Source organism: Thermonema sp. (assembly GCF_026003375.1).
GTDB classification, from domain to species: domain Bacteria; phylum Bacteroidota; class Bacteroidia; order Cytophagales; family Thermonemataceae; genus Thermonema; species Thermonema rossianum.
On record NZ_BPHD01000002.1, the window covers coordinates 182052 to 200398 of the forward strand.

Annotated in this window: 10 protein-coding genes and 1 CRISPR repeat array; of the genes, 2 read left to right on the forward strand and 8 right to left on the reverse strand. The window is 51.2% G+C overall.

Annotation, left to right across the window (positions count from 1 at the left end; translation table 11 throughout):
* Positions 1-13 precede the first annotated feature (13 nt).
* The 4 genes from ruvA to QVE43_RS05820 form a co-directional block, all read right to left on the reverse strand.
* On the reverse strand, positions 14-613 hold the full coding sequence (gene ruvA / locus QVE43_RS05805) for a Holliday junction branch migration protein RuvA (protein WP_038032094.1): 600 nt from the start codon (positions 611-613) through the stop codon (positions 14-16).
* Between the two features lie 111 nt (positions 614-724).
* Positions 725-3796 carry an ATP-binding cassette domain-containing protein gene (locus tag QVE43_RS05810; RefSeq protein WP_288005089.1) on the reverse strand — a complete coding sequence of 1024 codons (3072 nt, stop codon included), beginning with the start codon at positions 3794-3796 and terminating at the stop codon, positions 725-727.
* A 135-nt stretch (positions 3797-3931) separates the two neighbouring features.
* On the reverse strand, positions 3932-4888 hold the full coding sequence (locus QVE43_RS05815) for a hypothetical protein (protein ID WP_038032096.1): 957 nt from the start codon (positions 4886-4888) through the stop codon (positions 3932-3934).
* Between the two features lie 106 nt (positions 4889-4994).
* Positions 4995-7622 carry a WG repeat-containing protein gene (locus tag QVE43_RS05820; protein WP_288005091.1) on the reverse strand — a complete coding sequence of 876 codons (2628 nt, stop codon included), beginning with the start codon at positions 7620-7622 and terminating at the stop codon, positions 4995-4997.
* Between the two features lie 83 nt (positions 7623-7705).
* On the opposite strand from QVE43_RS05820, the gene QVE43_RS05825 reads away from it, so the two are divergent.
* On the forward strand, positions 7706-8281 hold the full coding sequence (locus tag QVE43_RS05825) for a HupE/UreJ family protein (RefSeq protein ID WP_288005093.1): 576 nt from the start codon (positions 7706-7708) through the stop codon (positions 8279-8281).
* Positions 8282-8375: 94 nt separating this feature from the next.
* Positions 8376-10544 carry a M1 family metallopeptidase gene (locus QVE43_RS05830; RefSeq protein WP_374758346.1) on the forward strand — a complete coding sequence of 723 codons (2169 nt, stop codon included), beginning with the start codon at positions 8376-8378 and terminating at the stop codon, positions 10542-10544.
* 574 nt (positions 10545-11118) lie between these two features.
* Here QVE43_RS05830 and QVE43_RS05835 read toward each other — a convergent pair.
* The 4 genes from QVE43_RS05835 to QVE43_RS05850 all read right to left on the reverse strand — a co-directional run bounded on the left by QVE43_RS05835 (position 11119) and on the right by QVE43_RS05850 (position 18333).
* The gene (locus tag QVE43_RS05835) at positions 11119-11298 is read right to left on the reverse strand and encodes a hypothetical protein (protein ID WP_157630132.1); all 180 of its coding nucleotides are present in this window, start codon (positions 11296-11298) and stop codon (positions 11119-11121) included.
* Positions 11299-11303: 5 nt separating this feature from the next.
* On the reverse strand, positions 11304-12518 hold the full coding sequence (locus QVE43_RS05840; protein ID WP_288005097.1) for a DUF2586 family protein: 1215 nt from the start codon (positions 12516-12518) through the stop codon (positions 11304-11306).
* Entirely contained in the window at positions 12515-12700 is a 186-nt protein-coding gene (locus tag QVE43_RS05845) for a hypothetical protein (protein ID WP_038032108.1), read from the reverse strand. Before QVE43_RS05845 ends, QVE43_RS05840 begins: the two co-directional genes overlap by 4 nt.
* Positions 12701-13662: 962 nt before the next feature.
* Positions 13663-16874: direct repeats of the CRISPR family, unit length 30 nt; unit sequence GCAATCCTTCTTTTGATGGTAGATGCGCTG.
* 379 nt (positions 16875-17253) lie between these two features.
* Entirely contained in the window at positions 17254-18333 is a 1080-nt protein-coding gene (locus tag QVE43_RS05850; protein ID WP_288005099.1) for a Card1-like endonuclease domain-containing protein, read from the reverse strand.
* Positions 18334-18347: the final 14 nt, after the last annotated feature.

Sequence of the window (18347 nt, forward strand, 5' to 3'; positions counted from 1 at the left end):
AACGACACCGCAGCTACACGTTGAGTGCCCGTTTTATCAGCTCTTCCAAGGCTACTTCTTCGCCCTTCAGATTTTTGAGCACCGAACGCACATTCTTCTCGGCAGTGGCTTTGGGCAAGCCCAGCACCACCAAGGCCTGCACGGCTTCTTCCTGCAAGCGGTAGTAAGGCTGTGCGTGTGCATCGTCCAAAACAGCTTCCGGCATTTGTTTGCGCACTTTGTCTTTCAGCTCTACCACTGCCCGCATGGCTGTCTTTTCGCCTATCCCTTTGATGGCTTTCAGACGCTTCACGTCTTCCTGCGCAATGGCTGTTGTCAGCTCTTGCGGGTTCATTGCCGAAAGCATCATCAAAGCGGTATTGGCACCGATACCCGACACACTCATAAGCATCAAAAAAAGCTCTTTTTCCACCACCGAGGCAAAACCATACAAGCTATGAGCGTTTTCTTGTACGTGAAAATGCACGTATAGTTGCTGTTCTTCGCCCTTTTTGGCACTTATCTGTGCATAAGTGTGCAATGATATTTTGATAAAATAGCCGACGCCCTGCACATCAAGCACTACATGGGTAGGCTCTTTCTGAACTAAAACACCGCGTATATAGGCAAACATAAAATATTGTTTTGGGAGCAAACACAAACAACTTGAATTATTCTAACATTCAAGCATTTTCGCAAGCTCCAAATCTAAGGACAATGCAAGAGAAAAACAAAAAACACGGCTTCACATATTGTCCGTAGGACGCCTGCGACGCATCTGCCATTGTTCCAGCCATAGCATACTTCTTTCCAGCAAGCGCACATAAAGTGCCCAGTAAAGCAGCAGGCTCATCAACCATATGACCAGCAGATTGACATAAAAGGTATCCCATGCCCTGCCCCACTGCCATTTGTTGGGGGCAAAAAAGTGCGAAAAGAAGCCTTCACTATCCAAATAAGCCAAATATACATTGGGGCGGAAACCTTCGGTGGTCAGGCGCACAAAGTTGCCCATGTCGATATTGTTCACAAAACGCTCTACCGCTTCGTTGTGTGTTTGCAGGTGCAGGGCTTGATAGGCTTGCTTGGCAGAGTCGGTACGGCTTTGCTGCCCGGTCCAACGGCGCAGACTCAAACGCGCCAGCTCACCCCGCTCCATGTAATAGGCACGCAAGTGGTGCAAGAGGGAATCAAGCATGGGGGTAATGGCAGACAAACGCTCTCCCCCGCTCTCTTTCAACATGTTGACCACAGGCACATAGCGGGGGTGCTGCCGCAGGAAATGATCGTTTTCGATGGTTTTACCAATCATCGATGCCCAATAAGCCGGGCGCTGCCCCATAGCTATGGAATCATGGGCTGCCCGCAGACGCTCATACAAGAAGATGGCTTTGTACTCACCTTCGGCAATTTGTTTCTTCCATTCATATTGCGGACGCATGAAGCTGTTGTCACGAAACTGCTCAAGCATCAGGGCTTCAAAAGCCCAACGGGATGCCATCCAATGGCTGATGGCGGGAATATGGGTGGTAGTATGTGCCACCAAAGAGGGGTTCATGCGGTCGAAACGTACCACCACACCACCCAATATCAGTTGAGGAATAAGCAAAACGGGAATGGCTATGTAAATCACCGCCGACTTCTTGAAGGCAGAAGACAGGTTCAGTGCCAACAGGTTGGCAAAGCAAGCCGTCGAAAACAGCACCAGCCAATACTCATCGAACAAAGCCCATTCGATGCGCATGGTCAGGTTGCCTACCAAGACCAGCAGGGTGGTTTGCACGGCCGATATAGCGAACAGCACGGCTGTTTTTGCCAGCAGATAACTATGGCGGTTCAGCGCCAAAAAACGCTCGCGAAACAAAATGCGCCTGTCTTTGAGTATTTCTTCCGCCCCGATGGTCATGCCCATGAACAACGCAATAATGACCGCCACAAAGATATAAGCCGGCAAGTTGCTGTTGTGATACAGTGTGTAATGGCTATGCCCTTCTTCCAAAGGATAATAGCGGTTGATATAAGCCAGCAGAAAAGCCAAAGCAGGCGCCTGAAGCAGCGCAAGGGTAATGTAGGAAGGCGAGCTTAGTTTGATGCGTGCATCGCGCAGCGCAAACAAAAACCACTGCTTCAGGAATGAAGGGCGCACCAGGTGGCTCTCAAGAGGCTTTAAGCCACCCTCGTCTTCCGCCGTGGTGTTGTTTTCTTCGAGGTACTTCTGAAAAAGCGTATGCCACTGCCGGGGGGTGCGCTTTCGTCTGTTGGTAAAACGCCCATATTCATCAACCACCCGCATTTCGATAATGTCGAAAATCTGCTCTACGTCGATATTGCCACATTCATGGCATTCGATGCGCTCGCTGTTGACCTGATTGGCTGCTTTCTTAAAATAAATCAAGGCATCGGCCGGCTTGCCCGAATAAATCAAATAGCCGCCCAAGTCAAGGATATAGAGGCTGTCGAGCATCTTGAATATATCGGACGAAGGCTGATGCAGAACCGTAATCACCAGCTTGCCTTTCAGTGCCAATTCTTTGAGCAGGTCCATCACGTTTTCCGAATCGCGCGACGAGAGCCCCGAGGTGGGTTCATCTACAAAAAGCACGGAAGGCTCACGCAACAGCTCCAAGGCTATGTTCAGGCGCTTGCGCTGCCCCCCACTCAATATGCGGTCTATTTCATTGCCCACAGCCAGGTGGCGCACTTCGTACAAGCCCAAGTCTTGCAGCGTCTTTTCCACTTTTTGTTTGATGTCTTCTTCCGGCAGGTTGCCAAAACACAAACGGGCAGCATAGTAAAGGTTTTCATACACCGTCAGCTCTTCAATGAGCAGGTCTTGTTGTGGCACGAAACCAACAATGCCCGCCATCTCTTCGGCATGCACGTCCACACCATTGATGGTGACCGTTCCTTTCGAAGGCTTTTTGATTCCTGCCAGCAGTTCAATCAAAGTAGATTTGCCGCTGCCACTTGCCCCCATGATGCCCACCAGGTTGCCCCCGTATTCTTTCATGGACAAAGGTTTGACGGCATCCACGCCCGACGGAAAACGGTAGCTGATATTGCGGGCATGCAAAACAATGGGTTGGCGGTGCTGCTCTTTCAAAAAGAAACGCACCACGTCGCTATAATAGATGGGCTCAATGCGCCCCCCGCGTATGCTGCTGCCCGGTGGCAAGGGGTAAATATGCAGCGGGTGCATGAGCACGCCGTTCAGGTAATACTCCTTGTCGCCAATGTATTTCACAAAATAAGACTCCACGCTGGGCACCCGCAAAATCAAGATTGTGCCCTGCAGCTGTGGCACTGCCATGGCATGCTCAAAGACAAGCGGCGGCAGCGGTGGTGCTTGCAGGCACAATAAGAGTGGTTCTTGCAAGTAGGGCAAAAGGCTTTCCTCCATCACAAAGCGCTTGATGGCCTGATATTCACCGGGTTCTATATTGAACACCGTAGCCACCGTATCCACGAAGTCTTCCTCCTGCGGGCTGATGCGATGATCTACATTCACCAGTTCAAGCAGGCGAATCAATACAATGACCTTCTGCTGTTGGGTAAGCTCTTTGATAATTTGCGTAGCCAAACGCAACATGCGCGACGAAAGGCGCACCGGCGTAAGCTTCACTCCTTCTTCATAGATACTGGATGTCTGCTGAGTGGCATATTGTTCAAATATCTCGAAGTACTTGGGCACGTCTTGTTGGTTCAGCTGTTGATTCAAGAAATCATACACCAACTCGCGCTCTACTTCGGTCACACCGTCCAGGCGGGCAGTGATGCCGAATAGTTGCATCAAAGCTTTCAGTACTTCTTCACTCATAAAGACAAGATTTGTTTCTCAAGATAATGTCCACACAAAGAAAAACCAAGCTTCAGCAGCCCGGTAAGGTATATAAACAAAACAACCACCCTGCTGTTTGGGCGGGTGGTTGTCAGATACTCCATATTTTATCGCTTAGGGCTTTACAATCATCTCGCGTATTTTGCTTATCTGCTTATAGATGGCTTCGAAGGTAGCTTTGTCTATTTTCACCTCCTTCACGCTGTTAATCACCACCTCTTCGGTCAGTTGTTCTATGTTCTGCACCTCGGCTATGTCCACGATGGCTTCTTCTTCGCTGCTTGCTTCCACCACTTCCACCGGGGCATAGAGTTCAAGCAGCTTTTTCAGCTCGGCAGTGATGGCTTTTACCTCCTCCACGTCGTCGATTTTCTCGAGCATGGCAATGATGTTTTCCAAAGAGCTTTTTTGCGCGCCAATGCGATAAATCAGAGGACGGTATTTTTCGTTTTCGAAGTAAGCGGGCAAAGAAGTCAAGATGTTGCCACCGCCATAAAGCCCTTCAATCCAAGCGCCCGTAACGATAAGAGCGGCCAAGTCGGTTTTTTCGTTTTCGCGCAAGTACTCATCAATGGAATAGTAAGCCTCGCGCGTGATGGTCAGCAGCGAGTCACGGTTGCTCAGGTTGGCTTCAAAACGTTTGAGGTAGGTGTTGGTTTCTTCGTTCAGTATGTTGAGCTGGTCCGAAAGCTGCTTGGCTGTTTTCAGGTACTGCAGGGCTGCTTCGCTTTTCATGTAAATAGACTGATACCCTAAATCGGACAGATAAACACCCAAGTTCAAAGCAGCCTTTTCAGGACGGCCCAGGTATTGATTCACCCGGTCAATGGGGTTGAGCCAAGTGGCTTGGTATGCCAAGTCGGCATGATTGATATAAGAAACGAAATCTACGGGCGAAGGAAAGTGCGCCGTTACTTTTTGAATATCTTCAACCGTCACGCTGTCTTCGGCTGTTTGTTCAACAGCTACGGTATCGGCTTCTTCCACCTTGCCTTCCTCCTGATTGCTTTGGCAGGCAAACATAGAGGCCATAGAAACTCCCAATAAAAGTATTTTCCACTGACGATTCATATTTTTTTCATTTTTTGAACCCGGTACAATAATTACAAGCAATATAAGAAAATAGTTGTTTCCTTGAATGAATTTAAGAAAAATATTCGACCGTGCACACGCGGCATCAATCGCAATCCCACTCGAAAAGCTCCTCTTCCCGCATCAAGGTCTCAAAAAACACTTGCCCGTCAAGGTCTTTCCATGCAATGCGCCACCGTGTTTCCTGCGCATCGGTTGCCTGTTCACTCCGAAGCACCCACTTGCCTTGCACACAATAGGGCTGTACGTAATCTTCCGCACAAGCCATCCATGCGCCATCTTTCCATATCCGGATTTGTTTGCCTTGATACAATAACAGCAGTCGCGAGTTTTCGCAATCGAAGCTTTCCACTCTGCTACCTTCCCAAAATACCTGCCCGCTCAACGGATTGACAAGCTGCCATTGCAAGCCTGCCTTCACCAGAAACAAGCTGTCATGAACAGCCTCTATGCGTTCATAACGAAAAGGCAGCAGTTTTTTGCCTTCGGCATCTATGAGCCCCCAATTGCCTTGAAGGCGCGCACGCCAATAGCGCCCCTCGGGGTGAAGCAAAGCTTCAAATTGTGGTTCTATAAGCACCTGCCCGGGCACAAACACTCCAAAACGCCCCCGTTTCATCAAAGGAATGGTGCCTTCAATCAAATCGCCGATGCCTTCGTATTCGATGGGCAAAACCACCTGACCGCTGGTATCTACCAAGCCCACACGCCGCTTGACATGCACTTTTATAAGGTAGTTGTCCAACATATATGCAGCCTCATAACGGAAAGGCAGGCGCTCTTGTCCGTAGCGGTCAATTACACCTATTTTATCGCGCCGGTCGCGCATTTGTATAAAATAGCGGCCGGCATCATGGGAAGTGCGCAGCAGCTGAAAGTCATAGTAGTCGCTTCTGTCTTGCCATGCCCTGTTTTCGAGCAAAAGCATTGTTTTTTTGCCTGCCTGCACAAGCACCGCCGAGCCTAAGAAGTAGGCAGTATCGGCAGGCTGGCGGAAAAGAGCTTGCCCCAGATAGTCGTAAATATGCCACAGGCTGTCGCGGCGTGCCACGATATAGTGCGTACCTGCCCGGGCATAGTGGAAGGTGTCGGCCACCAAAGGGCGCCCGCTCATGCGCAACAAACACACGCCCCGGCCGGTGTGCACTATCCAAGTGTTTTTCTTCAAATCTACTTCCTTGTAAGTCACATCTAAAGCCACCTGTAACGAGGCATCGAGTGCCCCATAGGCATCTCCTGCCCTCACCTTTAAGTGATGGGCTTCCAGTGGTGCCACTTCGTCGAAAATGGCCAGGGGGTAATACACCTCGCCTTGCTGCAGGCTTTCCAGTTGCTGCAGCGGCAGCAATTCTGCGCTGCCGGCCTTATGCAATACCAGCAGCGCCTCCTCTCTCCAAAGCTCTATTTTGTCGTATTCGAAAGGAAGCAACACACGCCCGTACACATCGAGCAGCCCCCAGACGCCCCCCCTACGGGCAAGAAAAGTATGATTGACAAAAGGCTCCAAGCGCTCATAAACGGCATCAATCAACCACATGCCGGTAACATGCACCAAGCCTTCACCGGCAGCCGTAGCCACCCACGCCAAGCCATCGCCGAGCCACTCCAAGTCTTCAAACAAAGCCCCGAAAAGCTTCTTGCCGCGCCTGTCGTAAATGCCCAAGCGCCCGTGCCGGTCTTCCACGACAATGAAGTCGTCGGTGATGGGCGCGCAACCGTATTCTTTCCACAGTCGTTCCAAATGGGGCGGAATCAATATGTTGCCATCGGGCCCGGCCACGCCCCACCATCCATCCTGAAAATAAGGGAACAACCACTGCTTGCGCAAGGGGGCGTATTCTTTCCAATAGAGCACTTCCGGCTCGTGGGCATAAGCTGCAAGCGGCGCCCACCGGTCGTGAAACATGGCCAGGCAGGCAGCCAATTGCAGTGCATGACGCCGCATGGAACTTTGCGGGTAGTTCTCCAGAAAGTGCAGGAAATCTTCCGGGCGGAAGGTGGCCGTACTCAAATAAAAGATGCGCCGTTCGGCTTCGTCCCGGGCATAGGAATCGGGAAAGCGTGCCAAAAAGTCGAGATAATCCTGCAGCTTGCCTTCAGTGGTCCATTCTTCGAAAAGCAGCATATCGCGGCGGCGGCGGGCTTGTTCTACCTGTGGCGCTCCCGGGTAGCGCGCAATGAACTCTTCGTAGGCATCGTAGGTGTCGGCGGCTTGGGCTTGCGCAAAAGCAAGGCTGTCGCGCCAAGTGATGGCTTCCACCTTGTAAGGCGAATGGGCGTGCTCCTGCAGGTAGTGCTCCACAGCCTGCAGGTCGCTGCCGGCTTTGATTTGATCAAGCAAACGCCGGTCGAGATAATCACGGTAGCGATACAAAGAATCGAAAGAAGCCAAGCGGGCTATCTTCAGCCAACGGCTTTGCTCACGCACACTGCCTTCCTGCCATGCCTGCACCGCCCGGTCGAGCAAAAAATGGGCTTCTTCATAGTTATGATGGGGCAGGGAATCGATGCCCCGGTAGCGAGCCCACAACCAAAAACGCAAAGGGTGGCGGGCGTGCCGCTTGGCAGCGCGCTGCAAAACCGCCTCCAGCTGCTCATAGTCGCCTTTTGCCAAAGCACGAACTCCTTTTTTAAAAACAGACTGCCCGCCGGCTGTCTGTATATTGAAAAAAAAGACACTGCTTATCAATAACAAAGTAAAAATTCTACTCATGGCATTTTCAAAAAATAAGATGGCAAGTATATGAATTTAGCGATTTCTTGCGTTTTCTTTCCAGGGTAAAAATACAAAAACAAATGTTCGAATCGTTTTTTAAGTTGGGCTTACGCCACATTACCGATTTCAATGGTTTCGACCACATGCTTTTTCTGGCTGCTTTGTGTGCCACCTACACCTTAGCCCGCTGGCGCGAAGTGCTCATTTTGGTTACTGCCTTCACCATTGGGCATTCGGTCACTTTGGCGCTGGCTACCTTCAACGTATTCAGTCTGCCGGGGGCATGGGTCGAGTTTCTCATTCCGCTGACCATCGCGCTAACTTGTATGCTAAACCTGTGGGCACTGCCGCGGCTTTCGCAGCGAAACAGCGCCCCTGCCATGCGCTATGCCGGTGCGCTCTTTTTCGGTTTCATCCACGGCATGGGCTTCTCCAATTATTTGCGTTCGTTGCTGCTGCAGTCGCAGTCTATTTTTCAACCATTGTTAGCATTTAATTTGGGACTGGAAGCCGGACAGTTGCTCATCGTTTTGTGTATCTTAATCATTGGCAGTATCTTTGTTTACTGGCGCAGCCCGCGCGACTGGGCCGCCCTGCTTACCGGCAGTGCCCTGGTGCCTGCCTTGTGGATGCTCATTCAACGCATACCTGTCTGATAGTCGTTTATTTTATGTTTCATTCAAAACAAACTCATTTATGTTAAAGAAAATCCGCTATACGCTTGGTTTGCTGCTCCTGTGGGGGGTGAGCATGCAGGCGTACGCACAACAGCAAAAGCCCGAATACCGCAAGTACCCCGCCACCAAATTCGAGCAGCTGGACGAACTGCTGCCCACACCCAATGTGTACCGCGCAGCCGACGGCTCGCCCGGACACGAATACTGGCAACAGCGTGCCGACTACAAAATTCAGGTGAGCCTGAACGACGAAAACCAAACGCTCAAAGGCAGCGAAACCATCACCTATTACAACCATTCGCCCAATGCCATCAGCTACTTGTGGGTGCAGCTCGACCAAAACCGCTTCCACAAAGAGTCGAACACCTACAAAAGCATGACCTTTGAAATGGACGACAACCCCTCCTACCAAACCATGATGTGGTGGGCGGGCGTCAATTCCGAACACGGCTATAAAATCAGCAATGTGCGCGATGCCAACGGCAAGCCCCTGCCCTACACCATCGTGGGCACCATGATGCGCATTGACCTGCCCCAACCCATTGCCCCCAAAGGCGGCACCTTTACCTTCTCGCTCGATTGGGAACACAAAATCATCGATGCCAACAAAATGGGCGGACGCGGCGGCTATGAGTACTTCCCCGAAGACGGCAACTACCTCTACGAAATTGCGCAGTGGTTCCCCCGCATGTGCGTGTATGACGACGTGAACGGCTGGCAAAACAAACAATTCTTGGGACGCGGCGAGTTTGCCCTTCCGTTCGGCAACTACGAAGTAGCCATCACCGTGCCCGCCGACCATATTGTGGCAGCCACCGGCGAGCTGCAAAATGCCAAAGAAGTATTGAGCAAAACGCAGCTCAAGCGGCTGGAAGAAGCCAAGAAATCCGATAAGCCCGTTTTGATAGTGACGGAAGAAGAAGCCCGCGAAAATGAAAAGTCGCGTGCCAAAAACACCAAAACATGGGTGTTCAAAGCTGAAAACGTACGTGACTTCGCCTGGGCAAGCTCGCGCAAGTTTATCTGGGATGCCATGCAGGTCGATGTGAACGGGCGCAAAGTGTGGGCTATGTCTTTTTACCCCAAAGAAGGCAACCCGCTGTGGGGCGAAAAATCGACCAACGTGGTGGCGCTTACGCTCAAAACCTATTCGCGCTATACTTTTGACTACCCCTACCCCGTCGCCATCTCGGTGCATGGTCCCGTGTTTGGCATGGAATACCCCATGATTTGCTTCAACGGCGGGCGCCCCAACCCGGACGGCAGCGTGCCCGACCGCACCAAATACGCCATGATTTCGGTTATCATTCACGAAGTGGGGCACAACTTCTTCCCCATGATTGTGAACTCCGACGAACGCCAATGGACCTGGATGGACGAAGGCTTCAACTCTTTCTTACAATACCTCACCGAACAGGAAGTACCCAAGCAGGCTTGGGCAAAAGATGTGGTATCGCCTTATCCTTCGCGGCGCGGACCTGCCAAAAACATAGTGCCCTACATGAAGAGCGCCCCCGACCAAATGGTGCCCATCATGACCAACTCGGAACAAATCCTTCAGTTTGGCAACAACGCCTACGGCAAACCGGCTACCGCCCTGAATATCTTGCGTGAAACCATCTTGGGGCATGAGCTCTTCGACTACGCCTTCAAGACCTATGCCCAACGCTGGAAATTCAAGCATCCGCAGCCGGCCGACTTCTTCCGCACCATGGAAGACGCCTCGGGCGTGGATTTGGATTGGTTCTGGCGCGGCTGGTTCTACAGCACCGAGCCTTGCGACATAGCCATTGCCTCGGTGGTGCACTATACCGCCCAAAAAGACAGCGACAAGAGCCCCTTCGAAACAAAGGTGTTTCCTAAAGAGAAATACCAACAGATGATGGAACGAATAGAAGCCACTTCGGGCGTTCGTTTTACCGCAGCCGAAAAGCGCATCTATAACGACGAAAACCTGCATTTCTACAGCGTGAAATTCAAAAACGAAGGGGGCTTAATCATGCCCGTCATCGTGGAATTGAAATTTACCGACGGCACCTCCCGCATCGAACGTCTGCCCGCCGAAATCTGGCGCTACAACGACCAAGAGATTTCGAAGGTGTTCGTCACCGACAAACCGGTGGTGGCCATCGTGCTGGACCCGAACGAAGAAACCGCCGATATCGACACCACGGACAACGTCTTTCCGCGTGAAGAGAAAGCCGAAGGTTCGAAGTTCGATGAGTTCAAGCAGGGCAAGTAAGAAGTAATTACCCTTCTCTAAGCAAAAAAGGCATGTCGCAAGACATGCCTTTTTTTATGGACGCCTGTGTGCACCGCCCTTTTTCCGGGGGAATGCTCCCTCAATGCCGCCGGCCTGCTTGCTTTCTTTTGTCCTTGCTCCTTGTCTTTTTGTCCTCCTTTGTCATTTCAAGCATCTCCTCCCCTTTGTCATTTCGAGCGATAGCGAGAAATCTATTTCCTTCTTGCCGTTTGTTTTGTTTGAGATCTCTCACTTGCTGCGCGCGCTCGAGATGACAGGTTGTGTTCGTGTAATCACCTTCTGTACTTTGTTTATCGAGCCTCTCCCCCTTCAAACCTTGAGCATCTCTCCTTGCCTTTTCGCCCCCTCTTGCCATCTCGAGCCCCCTCCTTTGTCTTTTCGAGCGTAGCGAGAAATCTCCTTCCCTTTGGTTACTTGGTGGGCTTGAGATCTCTCACTCGCTCTCGCTGCGCTTCGTTCGAGATGACAGGCTGTGCTTGTGCCGGGTGATAAGCACCGGACAACAAAACAAAAAAGGCAAGACACAATGCCTTGCCCCGTCGTAATCTTTCTTTTAATGGTAGATGCGCTGTGGGTCAAACTCCTTGCGCCCCACTATCTCTGCATAAGGCTCTGCTTTGCCCAACACATACGTGCTCTTTTTCTCCTGTTTAGCGCTATACTTAATGCTGATAGCAGCCACCTCCCTGCCCAGCATCGCCACTTTACAATCTTTTCCGCTGTATTCTCTCATAGTCATCAGTTATTTGTAGGGTTCTCAATAACAATGTTGGTTTCTATGGTACGGGCAACTCCTAAGGGGTAAACCGTCAAGTTTACAACTATTTTGCCGGTGGCCAAGATGTTTTGTTCGGGGTCTATGCGCACACTCACCCCCGATATCTCGCGTTCACGGCCGGGATCAGCGGGCGTCACCATCTCCTGCACAATGGCGCGCTCCAGTTCGTTTTGCAGGGTCTTCACCACAATGGGGCTCAGCCGGCCGGTCGAAGGGGCTATTTCAAACCCATCTTTCAGACGCGAAACATACGTAGCCGCCGCAATCTTAGCAGCTTTGTTGCGCACACGCACCGACGATATATACGCATCAGAGCTGTAAGAAGACGTACAGGTAGGGTCATCAGACCAGAAAAAACCGGACTGCCCGGGGTACTTGTCAAGAAAGATATACCCTTTGTCGTGGATGATGTCGAAATCATCATCGCTGAAGCTACCGCGCAGAAGCGCCTGCCCGCCCGACAGCTCCGGGCGCTGCACGCCAAATACGCGTCCGTTACGGATTCTGCCCACGTTGCGCCCCACATGCACTTTTGACAAACTGCCCAAAAATAGCCCTATAGCCGCGTAGTTGGGGTCTATGCTTGACAATGCGCTTGCCCGCAGGCGGTCACGCCCAATCACTACCGCACAGCTGCCCGCCTCCAAAGCACGCAGGTCCGCCGCTGCCGCTGCCGTACCGCTGAATTTACGCCCCTCAAAAATGAATACGACCGGGCGCAGCTTCGCAAACTCCTGCATGGCAAAGCTATGCGCCATGGGTATGGCAGAAAGCAGGTCGTCACTCAATGAGCCGCTGTGGTTTTCCACCGCCGGGCGTAAGCAAAAGCCCACGATGCTGATGTGCCCGTTTTGCGACGACAAGTAGTTCGAAAGGGTTGTGTAGCCGGCACTGCCGGGCGTAAACAAAGAGTTGTAGGTAGCCGCTTCCGGCAAGCGAAGCAAATGGATTTCTCCGTTGGGGTTTTCGCTATAGAAATCACGTATATGCTCATAGAGCAAATAGCCGTACGTGGCGTCGGCACTCTCGCTTAAGCCGGCGTCCTGTGCCTGCTTTAGCGAAGTGAACACCTGTTCCGAATAGCTGTAAGCCGCCGGGGCATTGTGTACCAGCAGACATACGCCGTCTTGGGTACCGGCTGTGGGGCTGCTGCTTGCTTGAGTTTTAGGTCTCATACGTCTATTGAAATTTCGTCTATGATGCTTCTTTCGGTGGGTTGTTGAAAGGTATAGCTCGTTTCAAGTTCTATCTCAAACAACAGATAATGCCCTTCTATGCTTTGGCGCATTGAGCGTAGCAGGGACGACGAAAAACCCACCACCCGCAGGCGGGCAAGCCGTTGTTCTATTTCTCGCATAGCGGGAAATCCCTTTTTAGTTCCCGTGGCTTGGTGGGCTTGAGACCTCTCACTTGCTGCGCGCGCTCGAGATGACAGGTTGTGTTCGTGTAATCACCTTCTGTACTTTGTTTATCGAGCCTCTCCCCCTTCAAACCTTGAGCATCTCTCCTTGCCTTTTCGCCCTTCTTTTGTCATTTCAAGCATCTTCCTTTGTCATTTCGAGCGATAGCGAGAAATCTATTTTGCTTCTTGCCGTTTGTTTTGTTTGAGATCTCTCACTCGTTTCTCTCGTTCGAGATGACAAGCTGTGTGAGGTTCGAAATGACAGACCATGCTTTGCCCGCTCGAAAAGACAAACCGCAGAAGGTTCAAAATGACAGACCGGGCTTGTGCAGGGAAACAACGATACAAAACAAGATTTTTACGAAAGAAGGGAGGGGATGACTATTCAGGAAGAGCGCTGAAAAAAAGAACGAGGAGATACAGTCCGGTGGCCTGAGGCTGTTGAGGCCTCCCACTCCTGACCTGCATCTCCTGCATTCTCTATATGCAATAATAAGAAACATTTTTTAAACATGCAAGAAATTACAAAAAAATTTTACCGGTGCTCTGTACATAGCCGGCAACGAAGCCGCTAAATTCTCTTGCATGCAAACAGCTTAAGGCAGAGTATCCATAGCAAAAGGCTCACTCGCTTCGCAAGTTTCAAGATGACAAGACGCAGGAGGTGAGCAAGGACAGGCTGCGTTCGTGTAAGTCGCCTTCTGTGCTTCGTTATTGAGCCTTTCCCTCTTCACATCTTGAGCATTTCTCCTTTGTCTTTTCGAGCGTAGCGAGAAATCTCTTTGCCTTTGGTTACTTGGTGGGCTTGAAATCTCTCACTCGCTGCGCTTCGTTCGAGATGACAGGCCGTGCTTATGCCAGATGATAAGCACCGGGCAACAAAACGAAAAAGACAAGGCACAATGCCTTGCCCCGTCGCAATCCTTCTTTTGATGGTAGATGCGCTGTGTGAAAATAAAAACAGTTATGTCTATAGGGATCATTAGTCGCAATCCTTCTTTTGATGGTAGATGCGCTGTGTGAGATAGCAGCAATGTATCACAGTCGCAATCCTTCTTTTGATGGTAGATGCGCTGTGTGCCCGCAACACGGCACGTCGCAATCCTTCTTTTGATGGTAGATGCGCTGTGTGAGTAGCCGTCATGAATCACCGAACGGTCGCAATCCTTCTTTTGATGGTAGATGCGCTGTGTGCCGAGGCCCCAAGAGCACCCAAGAGGGCACCAGTCGCAATCCTTCTTTTGATGGTAGATGCGCTGTGTGCCCGAATTCATCGGAACCGATAACGGTTCGACTTAGAGTCGCAATCCTTCTTTTGATGGTAGATGCGCTGTGTGCGATCGAGAGTAGCATAGAAGGTCGCAATCCTTCTTTTGATGGTAGATGCGCTGTGTGAACAACGCTAAATGCTAGACAACTGTCGCAATCCTTCTTTTGATGGTAGATGCGCTGTGTGATACTGCGAATACGGGCAACAAGCTGTCGCAATCCTTCTTTTGATGGTAGATGCGCTGTGTGCACAGCCTCTAGCGTAACGCCAAGATGTCGCAATCCTTCTTTTGATGGTAGATGCGCTGTGTGGGATCAGCCTGATCGCATGAGAGGATTGGTCGCAATCCTTCTTTTGATGGTAGATGCGCTGTGTGTCTGACGAGGCTCTGAAGCCCGTCGGGATCCTCGTCGCAATCCTTCTTTTGATGGTAGATGCGCTGTGTGGAGACCTTGAAGCCACAGAGGGCGTTGAGGTCGCAATCCTTCTTTTGATGGTAGATGCGCTGTGTGAGAAGTTGGCTGCCACCGTAAACCGTCGCAATCCTTCTTTTGATGGTAGATGCGCTGTGTGGTCAACACTGACTGTTGCGTCGCAATCCTTCTTTTGATGGTAGATGCGCTGTGTGAACTGCTCAAGAGTCGCAATCCTTCTTTTGATGGTAGATGCGCTGTGTGGATCACGCTCGAAGTCAACGTGCGTCGCAATCCTTCTTTTGATGGTAGATGCGCTGTGTGGGGTAACCAAGGACAGGCACAGTCGCAATCCTTCTTTTGATGGTAGATGCGCTGTGTGGCCGAAGCTGGCGTGCGAAGCTGCGAGCGCGTCGCAATCCTTCTTTTGATGGTAGATGCGCTGTGTGACGGGCTTGCCGAGTGGCGCCCAAGTCGGTCGCAATCCTTCTTTTGATGGTAGATGCGCTGTGTGGCTGACAATGACTTGAGCAGTTGACGGCGTCGCAATCCTTCTTTTGATGGTAGATGCGCTGTGTGGAGAGCTTGAACCCTCGTAACGAGGCATGGAGTCGCAATCCTTCTTTTGATGGTAGATGCGCTGTGTGAGTATGCGAAAGCTTGAGCAACCAAGGTCGTCGCAATCCTTCTTTTGATGGTAGATGCGCTGTGTGCACGCCTACGGAATGACCACTCGGACAGGTGTCGCAATCCTTCTTTTGATGGTAGATGCGCTGTGTGCCGATTCGGTGAGCGCCAGTATGAGCCCCGGTCGCAATCCTTCTTTTGATGGTAGATGCGCTGTGTGAGCCAGAAGCTGCTACATAACCTCGGAGTCGCAATCCTTCTTTTGATGGTAGATGCGCTGTGTGCGAACGGCTAAGAAGCCCGGTATGGTCGCAATCCTTCTTTTGATGGTAGATGCGCTGTGTGTGAAAAGGGTCTAGCATAGCCTCGTTAAGAGTCGCAATCCTTCTTTTGATGGTAGATGCGCTGTGTGACTGAAGTCGGCTTAACTCGAGCGAATGTCGTCGCAATCCTTCTTTTGATGGTAGATGCGCTGTGTGAGAAATTGGCGAGCCACAGGCATTGTCAGTCGCAATCCTTCTTTTGATGGTAGATGCGCTGTGTGACGCTCGCGGCGGTCAATAACGCAGCCAGCGTCGCAATCCTTCTTTTGATGGTAGATGCGCTGTGTGCCTCGTCGGTACCTACGTGCAGCACATGGCAGTCGCAATCCTTCTTTTGATGGTAGATGCGCTGTGTGCGCTAAAGCGGCTGCCGAAGGCAGCCGGCATGTCGCAATCCTTCTTTTGATGGTAGATGCGCTGTGTGAGGCTCGCCGGCAGACGGCTGACGCTGCAGCTGTCGCAATCCTTCTTTTGATGGTAGATGCGCTGTGTGTGAGATCTAGAGGTTAACAACTGAAATGCAGAGTCGCAATCCTTCTTTTGATGGTAGATGCGCTGTGTGAAAGTGAGCACCCGAAGGCACGTCTGACCGAAGGTCGCAATCCTTCTTTTGATGGTAGATGCGCTGTGTGCGCACGAAACGAGCGCTTGAGCATGAGCGTCGCAATCCTTCTTTTGATGGTAGATGCGCTGTGTGGCAGTGGCTGCAAACCCCGGCTGACATCGTCGCAATCCTTCTTTTGATGGTAGATGCGCTGTGTGCTGACAGGGTTAGCACTCAGGATTGAGTCGCAATCCTTCTTTTGATGGTAGATGCGCTGTGTGGGAACGACCTCGAGTGACGTGTAGCACCAGGTCGCAATCCTTCTTTTGATGGTAGATGCGCTGTGTGCGAGTCAAGACAGGGTCTTGCAGATCGCACGTCGCAATCCTTCTTTTGATGGTAGATGCGCTGTGTGAGATCGGAAGAGTTGTCGATAAGGCACAGTCGCAATCCTTCTTTTGATGGTAGATGCGCTGTGTGCGACCTGGCTACGCATGACACTGGCCGCTTCGCGTCGCAATCCTTCTTTTGATGGTAGATGCGCTGTGTGAGCTCGAGAGCTGGCAACGCTTAGCGAGGTCGCAATCCTTCTTTTGATGGTAGATGCGCTGTGTGGGAGGCGCGAATGAAGATGCGGCATCCGGTCGCAATCCTTCTTTTGATGGTAGATGCGCTGTGTGATTTGAACACTCAGCAGACAAGGTCTCAGCGTCGCAATCCTTCTTTTGATGGTAGATGCGCTGTGTGCTCAGGAGGCTGCTCAAGCTCACTGAAGAGTGAGTCGCAATCCTTCTTTTGATGGTAGATGCGCTGTGTGCGGCGTAGCCCTGCAAGTCGCCTCGTCGAGTCGCAATCCTTCTTTTGATGGTAGATGCGCTGTGTGCTCTACGCCGGCATCCGTAGGCCTGACGGGTCGTCGCAATCCTTCTTTTGATGGTAGATGCGCTGTGTGAGATAGTTACACAAGTCGCTTATTTTCAATATTTTACACATTTAAAATTGCGCAAAATGATGATTTTTCCAATTTGATTGGAATTTTAAACAGAATTTTATTAAAGAAAATCAAGAATTCACCAAACAATATGTCAAAGATCGTGCTTTGCCGGGCTTCCGTTCGTCGGGCGGGTCGAAAAATGCGCAGGCATTCGTCGTGTAAAAACAGCCGTTCGTCCAAAATGTCAGTACGTGGCTGTCATGTTTCTTTGGCTGCCGCCCATGCGGAAAGCCGCTTGCAAAGTGAGGGCATTTTAATCAATAATTTTGAAAGATGCAAATGAGGGGCGGCTTTTTTAGAATATTTTCGGGCAGGCATAACATAAAAGACCGCCGGCTTATTGGGTGAGTTGCTTAAACCAAGCTTTGAGCTGCAGGTCTTTGTGAAAGTCGTTGAGGTCTATGACGTAGTCGATGCCCAGCAGGCGGGCTTTTCGTTCGACAAACTCGCGCTGTGCCGACAAATCGACCAGGGCAAAGACAATTTTCCGGCAGGCAATGCCCAGGCGCTGCGCCACCGAAATCAGGCGATAGAAAGCGTCGTTGTGCACTTTGCCGGCTGCGCTCTTGCCCCGCAGCACTTTGCACTCGGCCAGATAAAGGCGGTTGTCATACACAAAGGCAATGTCTATTTCGTTGTCGCTGTTGGCGGCATAGCGTTCGGCGGGGCTTAACTCCATATTTTGCACTTTGATGCCGCAGGCAATTGCCTTCGCGGGCAGCCCGAGGCTTTTCTTAATCAGCTGCATGCAATAGAGCTCGAACCACTCGCCGGTAAGGTATTTTTTTTCGGCTTCGTTCATGAGGGGGTTTTCCTGTATGGCTTTGTTGTCGGGCAGCTGCCATTTGGCTTTTTTGAGCCCCTGCATCATCCCCTCCGGGGTGCTCAATCCTTTTGGCACGCTTGCCCCGCTGGCTTTTATGTGCATGCCGTGGGCGGTAAAGTACTCTTCGAGGCTCAGCTTGATGGTCAAGGGGTGCACTGCCGTGGACGGATACACTTCGTTGACCTGATTGCGCCCAAAGGGCAGGTAAAAAAAGGTGCTGAGGTCGAAGTGTTGTTTGAAGTAGTTGAAAACGGCAAGGCTCATGATTTTGGTGCCGCCGGTCAGGTTCACCAGAAAAGGGGTGTGGGGCGGCAGCTGTATCTTTCCGTCAACGAAGGTCTGCAAGTCGTTGAAAATGGCGCTATAGCCTTCCGGGAAGGTTTGCATGCTAAAAATGCGGTAGTTGCCTGCCTGCAGACCGGTGGCTTGGAGTATCCATTGCAGGTGCAGGCGGGTGCGCTCGGTGTAAATGAAAAGGTAGTTTTGCAGTTTTGCCTTCAGTTGTTTGATAAGCATCACGTTGGGTATGGTCTGCTCGGAAACCAAAGTAACCAAGATGCTATCCGGATGTATTTGCTGCAGCCGGCTCATGCTTGTGTGATGGG

Bases quoted from the DNA above. Each gene is read 5' to 3' on its own strand.
- ruvA (WP_038032094.1), bottom strand. From the start codon at position 613: ATGTTTGCCTATATACGCGGTGTTTTAGTTCAGAAAGAGCCTACCCAT.
- QVE43_RS05810 (WP_288005089.1), bottom strand. From the start codon at position 3,796: ATGAGTGAAGAAGTACTGAAAGCTTTGATGCAACTATTCGGCATCACT.
- QVE43_RS05815 (WP_038032096.1), bottom strand. From the start codon at position 4,888: ATGAATCGTCAGTGGAAAATACTTTTATTGGGAGTTTCTATGGCCTCT.
- QVE43_RS05820 (WP_288005091.1), bottom strand. From the start codon at position 7,622: ATGAGTAGAATTTTTACTTTGTTATTGATAAGCAGTGTCTTTTTTTTC.
- QVE43_RS05825 (WP_288005093.1), top strand. From the start codon at position 7,706: ATGTTCGAATCGTTTTTTAAGTTGGGCTTACGCCACATTACCGATTTC.
- QVE43_RS05830 (WP_374758346.1), top strand. From the start codon at position 8,376: ATGCAGGCGTACGCACAACAGCAAAAGCCCGAATACCGCAAGTACCCC.
- QVE43_RS05835 (WP_157630132.1), bottom strand. From the start codon at position 11,298: ATGAGAGAATACAGCGGAAAAGATTGTAAAGTGGCGATGCTGGGCAGG.
- QVE43_RS05840 (WP_288005097.1), bottom strand. From the start codon at position 12,518: ATGAGACCTAAAACTCAAGCAAGCAGCAGCCCCACAGCCGGTACCCAA.
- QVE43_RS05845 (WP_038032108.1), bottom strand. From the start codon at position 12,700: ATGCGAGAAATAGAACAACGGCTTGCCCGCCTGCGGGTGGTGGGTTTT.
- QVE43_RS05850 (WP_288005099.1), bottom strand. From the start codon at position 18,333: ATGAGCCGGCTGCAGCAAATACATCCGGATAGCATCTTGGTTACTTTG.